Here is a 12,829-nt window from a genome sequence, read left to right on the forward strand (position 1 = left end):
AACGATATGAGCGACGCACAAATCGGGCTGATGACCGCGACCCCCATCATCATCGCGTTCGCCATCGCGCTCAGGCGCATGGGGGTACTGTCAACCGTGGCGACCGTCTCGGCGGTCAGCCTCTCCGTCGCCATCGCGGCGGTGCTGTTCACCACGCAGTAGCGGCTGCCGTAGGGTGGACGCGTGCCCACCACTTCTCGCGCGATCGTGGAAGGGTGGTAGGCACGGCGCTTACGCGCCTTTGCCGACCCTACAACAGTCCACTCACCGCCGCTGATTATACACGTCGATGCACACCGCTCCCAGCAGCACCAGGCCCTTGATGACCTGCTGATAGTCGATGCCGATGCCGAGGATGGACATGCCGTTGTTCATCACGCCCATGATCATGGCGCCGACCACGGCGCCGCCGACGCGGCCCACGCCGCCATAGGCCGAGGCGCCGCCGATGAAGCAGGCGGCGATGACGTCGAGCTCGAAGCCCAAGCCCGCCTTCGGCGTCGCGGTGTTGAGACGCGCGGCGAAGACGAGGCCGGCGAGCGCGGCCAGCACGCCCATGTTGACGAAGGTGAGGAAGGTCAGCCGCTCGGTTTTGATGCCCGACAGGCTGGCCGCCTTGGCGTTGCCGCCAACCGCGTAGATCTGCCGCCCGATCACGGTGCGACGGGTGACGAAGCCGTAGAGCGCGATCAGCGCCCCCATGATCACCAGCACGTTGGGCAGGCCGCGATGCGAGGCGATCAGATAGGTGAAGTAGAGCACGGCGCAGGCCAGCAAAATGCTCTTGCCGAGGAAGAAGGCATAAGGCTCGACCTCGATGCCGTGCGACTGCTCGCGCGACCGGCCCTTGGCGCTGACATAGACGAGGCCGAGCGCGAGCACGGCGCCGATCAGCATGGAGGTCGGATGCAGCGTGCCGGCCTCGGGCAGGATCTCCGGAATGAAGCCCGAGGACAGTTTCTGGAAGGTCGCCGGGAACGGCCCGAGCGACTGGCCCTGCAACACCGCAAGCGCAAGACCCTTGAACACGAGCATGCCGGCCAGCGTCACGATGAAGGACGGGATCTTGAAATAGGCCACCCAATAGCCCTGCGCCGCGCCGATCGCGGCGCCCAGCAGCAGGCAGGCGATGAAGGCCAGCGTGTAGTCGACCTTGTACGTCACCATCAGCACGGCGGCCACCGCGCCGACGAAGCCCGCGACCGAACCGACCGAGAGGTCGATATGGCCGGTAACGATCACCAGCAGCATGCCGAGCGCCATGATGACGATGTAGCTGTTCTGGAGCACCAGGTTGGTCAAATTGAGCGGCTGCAGCAGCGTGCCGCCGGTCATGACCTGAAAGAACAGCATGATCGCGATCAGCGACATCAGCATGCCGTAATTGCGCAAATTGTTCTTGATGAAGCTGCCGTGCCGGCGCTCCTCGGGCAGCGAAACCGTCTTGTCGGTCATGGCTGCAATCCTCCCATCTCCGCGGCCTCAGGCACGCCGTTTCCGTTGCTTCTCTGGTTGCGCATGATGGCGCGCAGGATCTTCTCCTGCGTCGCTTCCGTGCCGGAGAACTCGCCGACGAAAGCGCCGTCGTTCATCACGCAGATGCGGTCGCAGATGCCGAGCAGCTCGGGCATCTCCGAGGAGATGACCACGACGCCGCGGCCGGCCTCCGCAAGCTCGTTGATGATACAGTAAATCTCGTATTTGGCACCGACGTCGATGCCCCTTGTCGGTTCGTCCAGGATCAGCACCTTGGGGTCGGTCATCAGCCATTTCGACAGGACGACCTTCTGCTGGTTGCCGCCGGAGAGCTGGCCGGTCTCCTGGTAGACGTCGGAGCAGCGGATGCGCATGCGATTCCTGTAGTCGCTGGCAACCTTCAGCTCGGCGATGTCGTCGATCACCCTCCCCGGCGCGACCTGGTCGAGGCTGGCGAGCGTGATGTTCTTGCGGACGTCGTCGGCGAGGATCAGCCCGAGCTGCTTGCGGTCCTCGGTGACATAGGCAAGGCCGGCATCGATTGCGGCCGCGACGCTCGGCAGCACGATCTCCCTGCCTTCGAGCCGGATATGGCCGCTGATATTGGTGCCCCAGGAGCGGCCGAACAGGCTCATGGCGAATTCGGTGCGGCCGGCGCCCATCAGCCCGGCGATGCCGACGACCTCGCCGCGCTTGACGCCGAAATTGACGTTCTTGATGACCTGCCGCTCGGGATGAATGGGGTGATAGACCGACCAGTTCTCGATGGCGAGCACGGGCTCGCCGATCTTCACGCTGCGCTCGGGGAAGCGATGGGCGAGATCGCGGTTGACCATGCTGCGGATGATGCGGTCTTCCTGGATCGGCTCGGCACGGCAGTCGATGCTGTCGACGGTGCGGCCGTCACGCAGCACGGTGATGTGGTCGGCGACCTTGGCCACCTCGTTGAGCTTGTGCGAGATCAGGATCGAGCCGATGCCCTGCTCGCGGAACGCCATCAGGCGTTCGAGCAATGCGGCACTATCGGCTTCGTTGAGGCTCGCGGTCGGCTCGTCCAGGATCAGCATCCGCACCCGCTTGGACAGCGCCTTGGCGATCTCGACCAGCTGCTGCTTGCCGACGCCGAGGTCGGTGATCAGCGTATCCGGCGATTCCCTCAGGCCGACCTGCGCCAGCAGCTCGCGGGTGCGCCGGTACACCTCGTCGCGGTCGATCACGCCGAATTTCGACGGCGGATGCGACAGGAAGATGTTTTCGGCGATCGACATCAACGGGATCAACGCCAGCTCCTGGTGGATGATGATGATGCCGAGCGCCTCGGAATCGTTGATGTCGCGGAAGCGGCGCTCCTCGCCCTCGAAGATGATGGTGCCCTCGTAGCTGCCGTGCGGATAGACGCCGCTGAGCACCTTCATCAGCGTGGACTTGCCTGCGCCGTTCTCGCCGACAAGCGCGTGGATCTGCCCGGCGTGAACCGAGAAGTTGACGTCGCGCAGCGCCTGGACGCCGGCAAAGCTCTTGCTGACGTTGCGCATCTCCAGCATGGCGGTCATGGCTTTGGTGTCCTAAATCGCGGTCGTTCCGGGGCGCCCGAAGGGCGAACCCGGAACCTCGAGATTCCGGGTTCGATGCTACGCATCGCCCCGGAATGACGGAACAAGAACGTCTACTGGAACTGCGACTTCTTGTAGTAGCCGCTGTCCACCAGAACCTTCTCCCAATTGTCCTTGTAGACCACGACCGGCTTGAGCAGATAGGACGGAACCTTCTTGACGCCGTTCTCATAGGTGTTGGTGTCGTTGACCGTGACCTGCTTGCCGGCGAGCGCGGCGTCGACCATGTCGGCGGTCACCTTGGCGAGATCGCGGGTGTCCTTGAAGATGGTCGAATACTGATCGCCGCGCAGCATCGCCTTGATCGAGGGCACCTCGGCGTCCTGGCCCGAGATGACGGGCATCGGCTGGTCGGCGCTGCCATAGCCCACGCCCTTCAGCGAGGAGATGATGCCGATCGAGAGGCCGTCATAGGGCGACAGCACGGCGTTGACCTTCTTGTTGCCGTAGTAGGCGCTGAGCAGGTTGTCCATGCGGGCCTGCGCGGTGGCGCCGTCCCAGCGCAGGGTCGCGACCTTGTCCATGCCCATCTGGCCGGACACGACGACGAGCTTGCCGCTGTCGATGTAGGGCTTCAGCACGCTCATGGCGCCGTTGTAGAAGAAGTAGGCGTTGTTGTCGTCGGGCGAGCCGCCGAACAGCTCGATGTTGAACGGACCCTTGCCGTCCTTCAGGCCGAGACCCTGCACGAGCGACTCCGCCTGGAGCACGCCGACCTGGAAATTGTCGAAGGTCGCGTAATAGTCGACGTTCGGCGTGCCGCGGATCAGGCGGTCATAGGCAATCACCGTGATGCCCTTTGCTTTCGCCTGCTTGAGCACGTCGGACAGCGTGGTGCCGTCGATCGCGGCGATCACCAGCGCCTTCGCGCCCTTGGTCACCATGTTCTCGACCTGCGAGAGCTGGTTCGGGATGTCGTCCTCGGCATATTGCAGGTCGGTGTTGTAGCCGCGCTCCTTCAGCACCTTGACCATGTTGTTGCCGTCGTCGATCCAGCGCGCCGACGATTTGGTCGGCATGGCGATGCCGACGGTCGCCTTGTCCTGCGCGGAGGCGGTGACGCCCGCGGCCATCGTCGCAGCGCCGGCCAGCGCCAGCGCGAGGAATGTCGTCTTCAGTTTCAGCATGCTTCACTCCCTTGGGTGTCAGACTGTTTTTCGTGTCGTCGAGAACGTTCGTCGTGTGCGGCTCCGAGCCTCCTATGCGAGCTTGACGTCGGGCTCCGCGCGACCGCGCGCGGATGCCTCCAATAAAAACGTGCAGCCGGCTTGCGGATCGGCAGCGCGTGCCGCCGCGTCCATATCCTGCCAGGCCGAGGTGACGAGGAGACGCGACAGGTCAGGGCCGACGAAGGCCGGGCAGCTCGCCTGCCTGGCCGGCACACTCAGCGAGCGCAGGCGCTCGCCCTGCGGAGAGTAGACGTCGATCCGGCTCGCGCCCCAGCACGCATTCCAGATCTGCCCGTCGGCGTCGCACACCGAGCCGTCGAGGCCGCCGATGCCGGTGTGGCGGAGCAGCACCTCCGGCTCGCCGCGTGGCAATCCGGTCGCGGGATTGAGCGGGACGGCGTAGAGCATGGCGCGCGGGGTGTCGGTGAAATAGCCGGTCGCGCCATCCGGCGAGAAGCAGATCGAGTTGGGAATGCTGATGCCAGGAAACAGCGTCGAGATCTTGCCGCGATGGAGCGCGTAGATCGCGCCCGCCTTCGGCTCGGCCTTCTTGCCCATGGTGCCGATCCAGAACGTGCCGGACTGGTGCACGCGGCAATCATTGGAACGCGTCGCGGGATTGTCCGCTTCGAGCGGGCAGAACAGCGTCATCGCGCCGTCGGCGAGACTGCGGATGTAGAGGCCGTCCTCCGCGACGATCAACTGCCGGTCGGCATCGATGCGTCCGAGCGCGCTCGCCATCCGGCCGAGCGCGTGGACGCGGATGCTGCCGCCGCCGAGATGCGCCTCGAACAGGCGTCCTTCGCGGATATCGAACCACCAGGCGGTATCGGTGGTGACGTCATAGGTCGGCCCTTCGCCGAGATGACACTGCTCGGCGGAGAGCACGGAGGTCGGCACTTCTTCCATCATGGCGCCCTCACTGCAAAGCGATAGACGGTGTGATGCCGGTAGACTTGGCCCGGATCGAGGCGCGGGCTCGGAAAGTCCGGCCGGTTCGGTGCATCAGGCCAGATGTGCGGCTCCAGGCACATGGCGTCCGATTGCCGGATCAGCTTGCCGCCCTTGCCCGAGATCGTGCCGTCGAGATAGTTGCCGGAATAGACCTGCAAGCCGGGCTGATTGGTGAACAGCTCCATGATGCGTCCTGAACGCGGGGCTTCCAGCCGTGCCGCGAGCGCGAGCTTGCCGTCGCGGCCGAGGCAGTAGGTGTGGTCGTAACCCCTGCCGTTCTGCAATTGCCGATCGTTTTCGCGGATGCGCTCGCCCACGGCATGCGGGTTGCGGAAGTCGAACGGCGTGCCGGTCACCGCGCGCGGCGGCTCCGGCAACGGAATGGCGGTGGGATCGATCGCGAGGAAATGCTCGGCTGCGACCGTCAGTCTGTGGTCGAGAATGGACGTGCCTGATGTCGCGCCTTCGAGATTGAAGAAGCTGTGGTTGGTCAAATTGACGATGGTCGGCCGGTCCGTCCGCGCCTCCATCATCAGCGACAGCTCGGCGGGGCCGGTGACGCGATAGGTCAGGCGCACATCGAGCCGGCCCGGATAATTCTCCTCGCCGTGCGGGCTCGTATAGATGAGCGTCACCGCGGGCTCGGCGCCCTCTTCGATCCCGGCGATCGCCCAGAGCTTGCGGTCGAACCCGTCGAGGCCGCCATGCAGCGCATTCGGGCCATTGTTGACGGGAAGCTGCACCGTCTCGCCGTCGAGCGAGAACTGTCCCCTGGCGATACGGTTGGCGTAGCGGCCGACGGTGGCGCCCAGGAATTTTCGTTCGGCGAGATAGCCGGCGAAGGCGTCGTGGCCGAGCACGACATCGTCGTAGCCGCCCTTGGCGTCCGGCGCGATCAGCGCCTGGATCACCGCGCCATGGGTGATGATGCGGGCTTCAAAGCCGCCCTCGCCGCGCAGCACGATGCGCTCGACATTGCGGCCGTCCGGCAGCGTTCCGAAGACGTCTTTTGTTATTTTTGAGCCAGCCATGTTCAGTCCACAAACGGTTCGACGATCGTGCGCCTGCCGAGCAGGAAAGAGTCGGCAACGAGACGCAACGGCGCCAGATCGACATCGCTTGCGCCGGTCGCCGCGAGTTCGACAAAGCGCCGGTACAGCTCGCGATATTCCTGATCGGGCGCCTCGGCAATGGCCTTGCCGTCGACAGCCATCCGACGCCCGCCGCCGGACAAATTCATCCGGCCCTGATCGGTCTCCACGAGGATATCCCAGCTCTGCGGCCCGGTCTGGCGGAAGTCGAATTCGGCGGTGACCGGCAGGCCGCCGATATCGGTCAGCGTCAGGTTCGCGGCAATCGGGGCCTGGCAGTTGGCCGGAAAGGCAAGCTCGGCCGCGGTGACGAACACCGGCTTGGGCAGGATGCGGGTCAGGATCGACAGCGCATTTATGCCGGGATCGAACACGCCGAGCCCGCCCGGCTCCCAGATCCAGGCTTGGCCGGGATGCCAGACGCGGACGTCTTCCTTCCAGTTGATGTGCACGGACTTGATCCGGCGTGTCGCCAGCCATTCGCGGGCCGGCTCGACCGCCGACGCATAACGCGAATGCCAGGTCGCAAACAGCGTGCGCCTGGCATCGGCCGCCATCGCGATCAGCGGATCGAGCTCGGCAACGCCGGTGCCGGGCGGCTTCTCCAGCATGACGTGCTTGCCGGCGGCGAGCGCCGTGGCGGCCTGGGCGCGCCGCACCTGCGGCGGCGTGCAGAGCGAGACCGCGTCGATCGCCGGGCCCTTCTCCAGCAGCTCTTCGATGGTGGCAAAATGCGGCAGCTCCGGCAGCGAAGCATTGCGACTGGCAACAGCCGCGAGCGTCGCGCCCGGTACCGCCGCGATCGCACCGACATGCTGGTCGCGCGCGATCTTGCCAAATCCGACGATGGCAATGCGAAGGTCGGTCACGCTTATTCTCCAGTATCGGCTGACGGCAGCACCTCGGCCGGGGCGGTCTCGATCACCGTGTCCTCGTGGCGGCTCATGCCGTTGTGAATGACAAAGACCATGGCCTCCGATGCCGCCTCGGCATCGCCGGCCGCGATCGCGTCGACGATCTTCTGATGCCAGAGCAGCACGGCGTCGCGGTCCTCCGGCTCGACCGGGGCGCTGAGCAGGAACGAGGCGCGCAAGGCGGCTTCGATGACATGCCCGATCGAGCGCATGAACAGATTGCCGGAGGCCCGCGCCACGGCAACGTGAAGCGCGAGGTCGGCATCGGCAAAGCCCACCGAGTCGGAGGCTTCACGCCGCATGCGCTCCATGCTGCGCCGCAGTTCGGCGACGTCCTCCTCGGACCGCTGCTTCGCTGCGAGCTCGGCCGCGCGCGGCTCGACCGCAAGACGAATCTCTGCGAGGTCGTTGAGGAAGCGCTTGTCGATGCCGGCGTCGAGATGCCAGGCCAGCACGTCGGCATCGAACATGTTCCAGGCCGCGCGCTCGCGCACGACGGTGCCGACGCGGGCCTTGGTGGTGAGCAGGCCCTTGGCCACCAGCGTCTTCACGCTCTCCCGCAGCACCGGCCGCGACACGCCGAACATCGCGATCATCTCGGCATCGCCCGGCAGGCGTGTCCCCTCCGCGTAACGGCCGGCGATGATGTCGACGCCGATCGAGCGGGCCACCTCCGCGTGATTGGAGTGGGCCCGGCGCGTCGGGATGACGACAATGCGCGAGGTCATGTGGCAGCTCCCGCACTCTTGGCCGCGGGCCGGCGCGCGAGCGCGACCAGCCCCTGCTGCAAGGCGATGAAGGCGAACAGTAGCACGCCGGTCGCGATCTTGGTCCACCAGCTCGACAGCGTGCCGTCGAAATTGATGTAGGTCTGGATCAGGCCCTGGATCAGCACGCCGAGGAAGGTGCCGATCACCGAGCCCTGCCCGCCCGTGAGCAGCGTGCCGCCGATCACGACGGCGGCGATGGTGTCGAGCTCGACGCCGACGGCGGACAGCGAGTAGCCGGCGATGGTGTAGAAGGAGAAGACGATGCCGGCGATGCCTGCAAGCAGGCTCGACAGCATGTAGATCTTCACCGTCATCTTGCCGACCGCAACGCCCATCAGGCTTGCAGTGGTCCGGCTGCCGCCGAGCGCATAGACATTGGCGCCGAACCTCGTGAGATGCAGCAGCAAGGCGCCCCCGATCACGATCACGAGCATGATGATCGCAATCGCGGTCAGCCGCCCGCCGCCGGGCATCCGCAGGGCGAAGTCCGACACGGTGGAATAGACCGGCGCGGTGATCGGGACCGACTCCGTCGAGAGCAGGAAGCTCGCGCCGCGGGCCAGGAACATCCCCGCCAGCGTCACGATGAAAGGCGGCAGATCGAAGACATGGATGACCGCGCCCATCGCCGCACCGAACGCCGCCGAGAGCGCGAGGATGGCGACGAAGGCGACCAGCGGCGGCACGCCCCAGCGCTCGATCGCCAGCGCGACGAAGACGGTGGTGAAGCCGATCACCGAGCCGACCGACAGATCGATGCCGCCGGAGATGATGACGAAGGTCATGCCGGTCGCGACGATGCCGAGAAAGGCATTGTCGGTGAGGAGATTGCCGACCACGCGGGTGGAGGCGATGTTGGGGAATTGCACGGCGCAGAGCGCGAAGCCCGCGACGAGCACGATGGCCGTGATCAGGACGGGCGGCAGGCCTTTCATGCTTTCGCCCTCCGCAGCCGCGCCGCGATACCGGCAAGCCCCGAGAATTTCGGCGATTGCAGCAGCAGAACCGCGAGCACGACCACCGCCTTGACCAGCAGATTGAACTCCGGCGGATAGCCGGACAGCAGGATCCCGGTGTTCATGGTCTGGATGATCAGCGCGCCGAGTACGGCCAGAACGAGGCTGAAGCGGCCGCCGAACAGCGAGGTGCCGCCGATCACCACGGCCAGGATCGCGTCGAGCTCGAGCCAGAGGCCGGCATTGTTGGCATCGGCGCCCATGATGTCGGCGGCCGCAATCACGCCGGCCAGCGCGGCGCAGACGCCGCACCAGACATAGACCGACAGGATCATCGCGCGGGTGCCGACGCCGGCAAGCTCGCTCGCCCGCGCATTGCCGCCGGTCGCCTCGATCAGAAGCCCGAGCGCCGAACCGCGCACCACCGCGCCGGTGAGGATCAGCATGCCCAAGGCGATCGCGACCGGAACCGGCAGGCCGAGGATGGCACCATTGCCGAGCCAGACCAGGTCGGGCGAGGAAAACGTCACGATGCGTCCCTCGGTGATGAGCTGGGCGATGCCCCGCCCCGCCACCATCAGGATCAGCGTCGCCACGATCGGCTGCATGCCGAGCACCGCGACGAGAAAGCCGTTCCACAATCCGCAGACGAGGCCGGCACCAAGCGCGGCCGCCAGCACGATCGGAAGCCCGTGGCTGTCGGCGAGGCTCGCCGCAATCGCGCCCGAGATCGCCATGATCGCGCCGACCGAGAGGTCGATGCCGCGCGTCGCGATCACCAGCACCATGCCGAGCGAGAGCAGCGCCACCGGCGTGCCGCGGTTGAGCACGTCGATCAGGCTGCCGAACAGACGGCCGTCCTGCAGGCGCAGGTCGAAGAATTGCGGCGACACCACGCGGTCGACCGCCAGGATGACGATCAGTGCGAGGATCTGGGCAAGGCCGCGGCGCGGCAACAGCGCTATCATGCCCGCCCCTCATGCGCTGTGGCGGCGCCGTCGGCCGCGATGGCCGCGAGAATGTTGCCGACGTCGATCGCCTCGCCCGCGAGCTGCTCGATATGGGCGCGGTCGCGCAGCACCACGACCCGATCCGAATAGGTCACGATCTCGTCCAGCTCCGAGGAGATCACGAGCAGAGAGAGCCCTTCGTCGCAGAGGTCGCGGATCAGGCGGATGATCTCGGCATGCGCGCCGACGTCGATGCCGCGGGTCGGCTCGTCCAGCACCAGCAGCCGCGGCGAGGTCGCGAGCCAGCGCGCCAGCAGCACTTTTTGCTGATTGCCGCCGGAGAGCAGGCCCACCGGGCGCTCCGGATCGGACGGACGGATGTCCAGCATCCTGACGTAGCGGCGCGCGATCTCGTCCTGCTCGCGGCGCGACAGCGGCCGATGCAGCCCGCGTTTGGCCTGGAGCGCCAGCACGATGTTCTCGCGCACGCTGAGCTCGGCGACGATGCCTTCGGTCTTGCGTTCCTCCGGGCAATAGCCAAAGCCGTGGCGCACGCCGTCGCGCGGCGAGTGCAGCCGCACGGGCGCGCCTTCAACCTTCGCCTGCCCGCGATCGGCGCGCTCGGCGCCGAACACCAGCCGCGCCGTCTCGGTGCGGCCCGAGCCGAGCAGGCCGGCGAGGCCCACGACCTCGCCATGGCGCAGCTCGAGATTGAACGGCGCGACATAGCCGGATTTGCCGTAATTCTCGAAGCTCGCGCAGATCTCGCGCGCCTGATGCTCGCGTGTCGCCGGCCGCGCGCCGGTGGTCTCGGCCAGTTCGCGGCCGAGCATCATGCGGATCAGTTCGATCCGCAGCAGCGAGGCGGTCTCGCGTTCGCCGACCAGGCGGCCGTTGCGCAAGACGGTGATGCGGTCGGAGATCTCGTAGACCTGGTCGAGGAAGTGGCTAACGAAGACGATGCCGATGCCGCGCCCCGCGAGCTGGCGCATGATGCCGAAGAGGATCTCGACCTCGTGACGGTCGAGACTCGCGGTCGGCTCGTCCAGGATCAGCACGCGCGCGGACAGATCCACGGCGCGTGCGATCGCGGTGACATGCTGCACGGCGACGGAATAGCTGCCGAGCGGCGCTGATACGTCGATGTCGAGGCCGAACTCCGCGAGCAGCGCTTTGGCGCGGCGGCGCATCTCGCCGTCGCGCACGATGCCGAAGCGCATCGGCTGGCGGTCGAGAAACAGGTTCTGCGCCACCGAGAGATTCGGCAGCAGATTGACCTCCTGGTAGACCGTAGCGATGCCGGCCTGAAGCGCGGCCTTGGCCGAGCGCGGCGCGACCTCCTCGCCGCCGAGCCTGACGATGCCGGCGTCGCGCGGGAATACGCCGGTGACGACCTTGATCAGCGTGGACTTGCCGGCGCCGTTCTCGCCGAGCAGCGCATGGATCTCGCCGGCGCGAAGCGTGAAGTCGACCTCCTGCAACGCACGCACAGCGCCGAAGCTCTTGCTGATCCCGCACACCTCCAGAAGGGGCGGAGCAGGATCGGGGCTGTTCTCCATAACGACGTCACTCCCACCGGCGTCCGCTGATGCTGCGGACACCCAGCCTATTCGTTCGCGCAGCGGTGCCGAAGGGGGTGCCGGACCACAAATGGGCGGTCCGGCACGGCGCCCGCCTCAGTAACCGAGGCCCTTCTTGCTGTCGTAGATCTTCTGCGGATCATCGGCCGCGGTATAGAGCTTGGACTCGGTCTGGATCCACTTGGGCGGAACGGTGCCCTTGTCCTTGAAGGCCGCGATGGCATCGAGTGCGGGGCCCGCCATGTTCGGCGTCAGCTCGACCGTGGCATTGGCTTCGCCGGCGGCCATGGCCTTGAAGATATCGGGAACCGCGTCGATCGAGACGGTGAGGATCTCCTTGCCGGGCTTGAGGCCGGCTTCCTTCATCGCCTGGATCGCGCCGACCATCATGTCGTCGTTGTGCGCGTAGACCGCGCAGATCGACTTGCCGCCGCCTTCGGCCTTGATGAAGCTCTCCATCACCTCCTTGCCCTTGGCGCGGGTGAAGTCGCCGGTCTGGCTGCGCACCACTTTCAGGTTCGCGTGCTTGGCGATGGCAGTGTCAAAACCCTTCTTGCGGTTGGCAGCGACGCTGGCGCCGACCGTGCCCTGCAATTCGACGATGTTGCAGGCCTTGCCGCCGACGGTCTTGGCCAGCCAGTCGCCGGCGACCTCGCCTTCGTGCACGCTGTCCGACGTGACGGCGGTGAGATAGAGTTCCTTGCCGGAGGGATCGATGTCGCGGTCGAGCAGCACGACCGGGATCTTGGCCTCCTTGGCTTCCTTCAGCACCGAGTCCCAGCCGGTCGAGACGACGGGCGCGAGGAAGATCGCATCGACGTTCTGCGCGATGAAGGAGCGGATCGCCTTGATCTGGTTCTCCTGCTTCTGCTGGGCGTCGGCGATCTTGAGATTGACCTTGCGCTTGGCGGCCTCCTGCTTGGAGACCGAGGTCTCGGCCGCGCGCCAGCCGGATTCCGATCCGATCTGCGAGAAGCCGATGGTGAGCTCGGCGGCATTCGCCGGCAGCGCGAGCAGCAACGCGGCCGTGGCGCTGGCTGCAAAGAGGGCTTTGAGGATCATCAGGCGTGTCTCCCAAGAAGTGATCTTGTGTTTATCTCAGGCGCCGATTGGTAGCATGGCACCTGCAGACCGCCCTTTGCGGGCGGCGGGAGGCACTATTTCACGGAAGATCGGTTCCGACTAGTCATATTATTTGACTATTTGGAGGAAACCGCGCGTTGGCGGACTGGGTGGCTCTATGACACACCCAGCGCGATTTTGTTCCAGCGATGCAACGAGGAGATGAAGGTGCGCTCCCTCGCCCCGCTTGCGGGGAGAGGGTTGGGGTGAGGGCGCTCGCAATGACGATGTGTG

The 12,829-nt window shown here is 66.0% G+C and carries 12 protein-coding genes; 1 reads left to right on the forward strand and 11 read right to left on the reverse strand.

Annotated elements, in window-relative coordinates; all coding sequences use genetic code 11:
• Positions 1-6: 6 nt before the first annotated feature.
• Positions 7-162 carry a hypothetical protein gene (locus EI171_RS45020; RefSeq protein WP_091892367.1) on the forward strand — a complete coding sequence of 52 codons (156 nt, stop codon included), beginning with the start codon at positions 7-9 and terminating at the stop codon, positions 160-162.
• Positions 163-264: 102 nt separating this feature from the next.
• On the opposite strand, the gene mmsB is transcribed toward EI171_RS45020, so the two are convergent.
• The 11 genes from mmsB to ytfQ form a co-directional block, all read right to left on the reverse strand.
• On the reverse strand, positions 265-1,455 hold the full coding sequence (gene mmsB, locus EI171_RS31955) for a multiple monosaccharide ABC transporter permease (RefSeq protein WP_011085994.1): 1,191 nt from the start codon (positions 1,453-1,455) through the stop codon (positions 265-267).
• The gene (mmsA, locus tag EI171_RS31960) at positions 1,452-3,029 is read right to left on the reverse strand and encodes a multiple monosaccharide ABC transporter ATP-binding protein (RefSeq protein ID WP_161535696.1); all 1,578 of its coding nucleotides are present in this window, start codon (positions 3,027-3,029) and stop codon (positions 1,452-1,454) included. Before mmsA ends, mmsB begins: the two co-directional genes overlap by 4 nt.
• Positions 3,030-3,142: 113 nt before the next feature.
• A complete protein-coding gene (gene chvE, locus EI171_RS31965) occupies positions 3,143-4,216 on the reverse strand; it encodes a multiple monosaccharide ABC transporter substrate-binding protein (protein ID WP_011085992.1) in 1,074 nt (357 codons plus the stop codon).
• Positions 4,217-4,288: 72 nt separating this feature from the next.
• Positions 4,289-5,167, reverse strand: a complete 879-nt coding sequence (locus EI171_RS31970) for an SMP-30/gluconolactonase/LRE family protein (RefSeq protein WP_161537121.1) — start codon at positions 5,165-5,167, stop codon at positions 4,289-4,291.
• Positions 5,167-6,243 (reverse strand): aldose epimerase family protein, encoded by a 1,077-nt coding sequence (locus EI171_RS31975; RefSeq protein ID WP_161535697.1) that lies wholly within the window; start codon positions 6,241-6,243, stop codon positions 5,167-5,169. The genes EI171_RS31970 and EI171_RS31975 overlap by 1 nt, the downstream gene beginning before the upstream one ends.
• A gap of 2 nt (positions 6,244-6,245) precedes the next feature.
• On the reverse strand, positions 6,246-7,172 hold the full coding sequence (locus tag EI171_RS31980) for a Gfo/Idh/MocA family protein (protein WP_028172172.1): 927 nt from the start codon (positions 7,170-7,172) through the stop codon (positions 6,246-6,248).
• Positions 7,173-7,174: 2 nt separating this feature from the next.
• Entirely contained in the window at positions 7,175-7,945 is a 771-nt protein-coding gene (locus tag EI171_RS31985; RefSeq protein ID WP_011085988.1) for a FadR/GntR family transcriptional regulator, read from the reverse strand.
• Entirely contained in the window at positions 7,942-8,922 is a 981-nt protein-coding gene (gene yjfF, locus EI171_RS31990) for a galactofuranose ABC transporter, permease protein YjfF (protein WP_161535698.1), read from the reverse strand. The genes EI171_RS31985 and yjfF overlap by 4 nt, the downstream gene beginning before the upstream one ends.
• A complete protein-coding gene (locus tag EI171_RS31995) occupies positions 8,919-9,911 on the reverse strand; it encodes an ABC transporter permease (protein WP_028172174.1) in 993 nt (330 codons plus the stop codon). The genes yjfF and EI171_RS31995 overlap by 4 nt, the downstream gene beginning before the upstream one ends.
• Entirely contained in the window at positions 9,908-11,452 is a 1,545-nt protein-coding gene (locus EI171_RS32000; protein WP_161537122.1) for a sugar ABC transporter ATP-binding protein, read from the reverse strand. Before EI171_RS32000 ends, EI171_RS31995 begins: the two co-directional genes overlap by 4 nt.
• A gap of 117 nt (positions 11,453-11,569) precedes the next feature.
• The gene (ytfQ, locus tag EI171_RS32005; RefSeq protein ID WP_011085984.1) at positions 11,570-12,535 is read right to left on the reverse strand and encodes a galactofuranose ABC transporter, galactofuranose-binding protein YtfQ; all 966 of its coding nucleotides are present in this window, start codon (positions 12,533-12,535) and stop codon (positions 11,570-11,572) included.
• Positions 12,536-12,829 lie beyond the last annotated feature (294 nt).

Source organism: Bradyrhizobium sp. LCT2, from assembly GCF_009931255.1.
In the GTDB taxonomy this organism is placed as follows: domain Bacteria; phylum Pseudomonadota; class Alphaproteobacteria; order Rhizobiales; family Xanthobacteraceae; genus Bradyrhizobium; species Bradyrhizobium diazoefficiens.

Coding starts and splice junctions, on each gene's coding strand:
- EI171_RS45020 (WP_091892367.1), top strand. CDS start 7: ATGAGCGACGCACAAATCGGGCTGATGACCGCGACCCCCATCATCATC.
- mmsB (WP_011085994.1), bottom strand. CDS start 1,455: ATGACCGACAAGACGGTTTCGCTGCCCGAGGAGCGCCGGCACGGCAGC.
- mmsA (WP_161535696.1), bottom strand. CDS start 3,029: ATGACCGCCATGCTGGAGATGCGCAACGTCAGCAAGAGCTTTGCCGGC.
- chvE (WP_011085992.1), bottom strand. CDS start 4,216: ATGCTGAAACTGAAGACGACATTCCTCGCGCTGGCGCTGGCCGGCGCT.
- EI171_RS31970 (WP_161537121.1), bottom strand. CDS start 5,167: ATGGAAGAAGTGCCGACCTCCGTGCTCTCCGCCGAGCAGTGTCATCTC.
- EI171_RS31975 (WP_161535697.1), bottom strand. CDS start 6,243: ATGGCTGGCTCAAAAATAACAAAAGACGTCTTCGGAACGCTGCCGGAC.
- EI171_RS31985 (WP_011085988.1), bottom strand. CDS start 7,945: ATGACCTCGCGCATTGTCGTCATCCCGACGCGCCGGGCCCACTCCAAT.
- yjfF (WP_161535698.1), bottom strand. CDS start 8,922: ATGAAAGGCCTGCCGCCCGTCCTGATCACGGCCATCGTGCTCGTCGCG.
- EI171_RS31995 (WP_028172174.1), bottom strand. CDS start 9,911: ATGATAGCGCTGTTGCCGCGCCGCGGCCTTGCCCAGATCCTCGCACTG.
- EI171_RS32000 (WP_161537122.1), bottom strand. CDS start 11,452: ATGGAGAACAGCCCCGATCCTGCTCCGCCCCTTCTGGAGGTGTGCGGG.
- ytfQ (WP_011085984.1), bottom strand. CDS start 12,535: ATGATCCTCAAAGCCCTCTTTGCAGCCAGCGCCACGGCCGCGTTGCTG.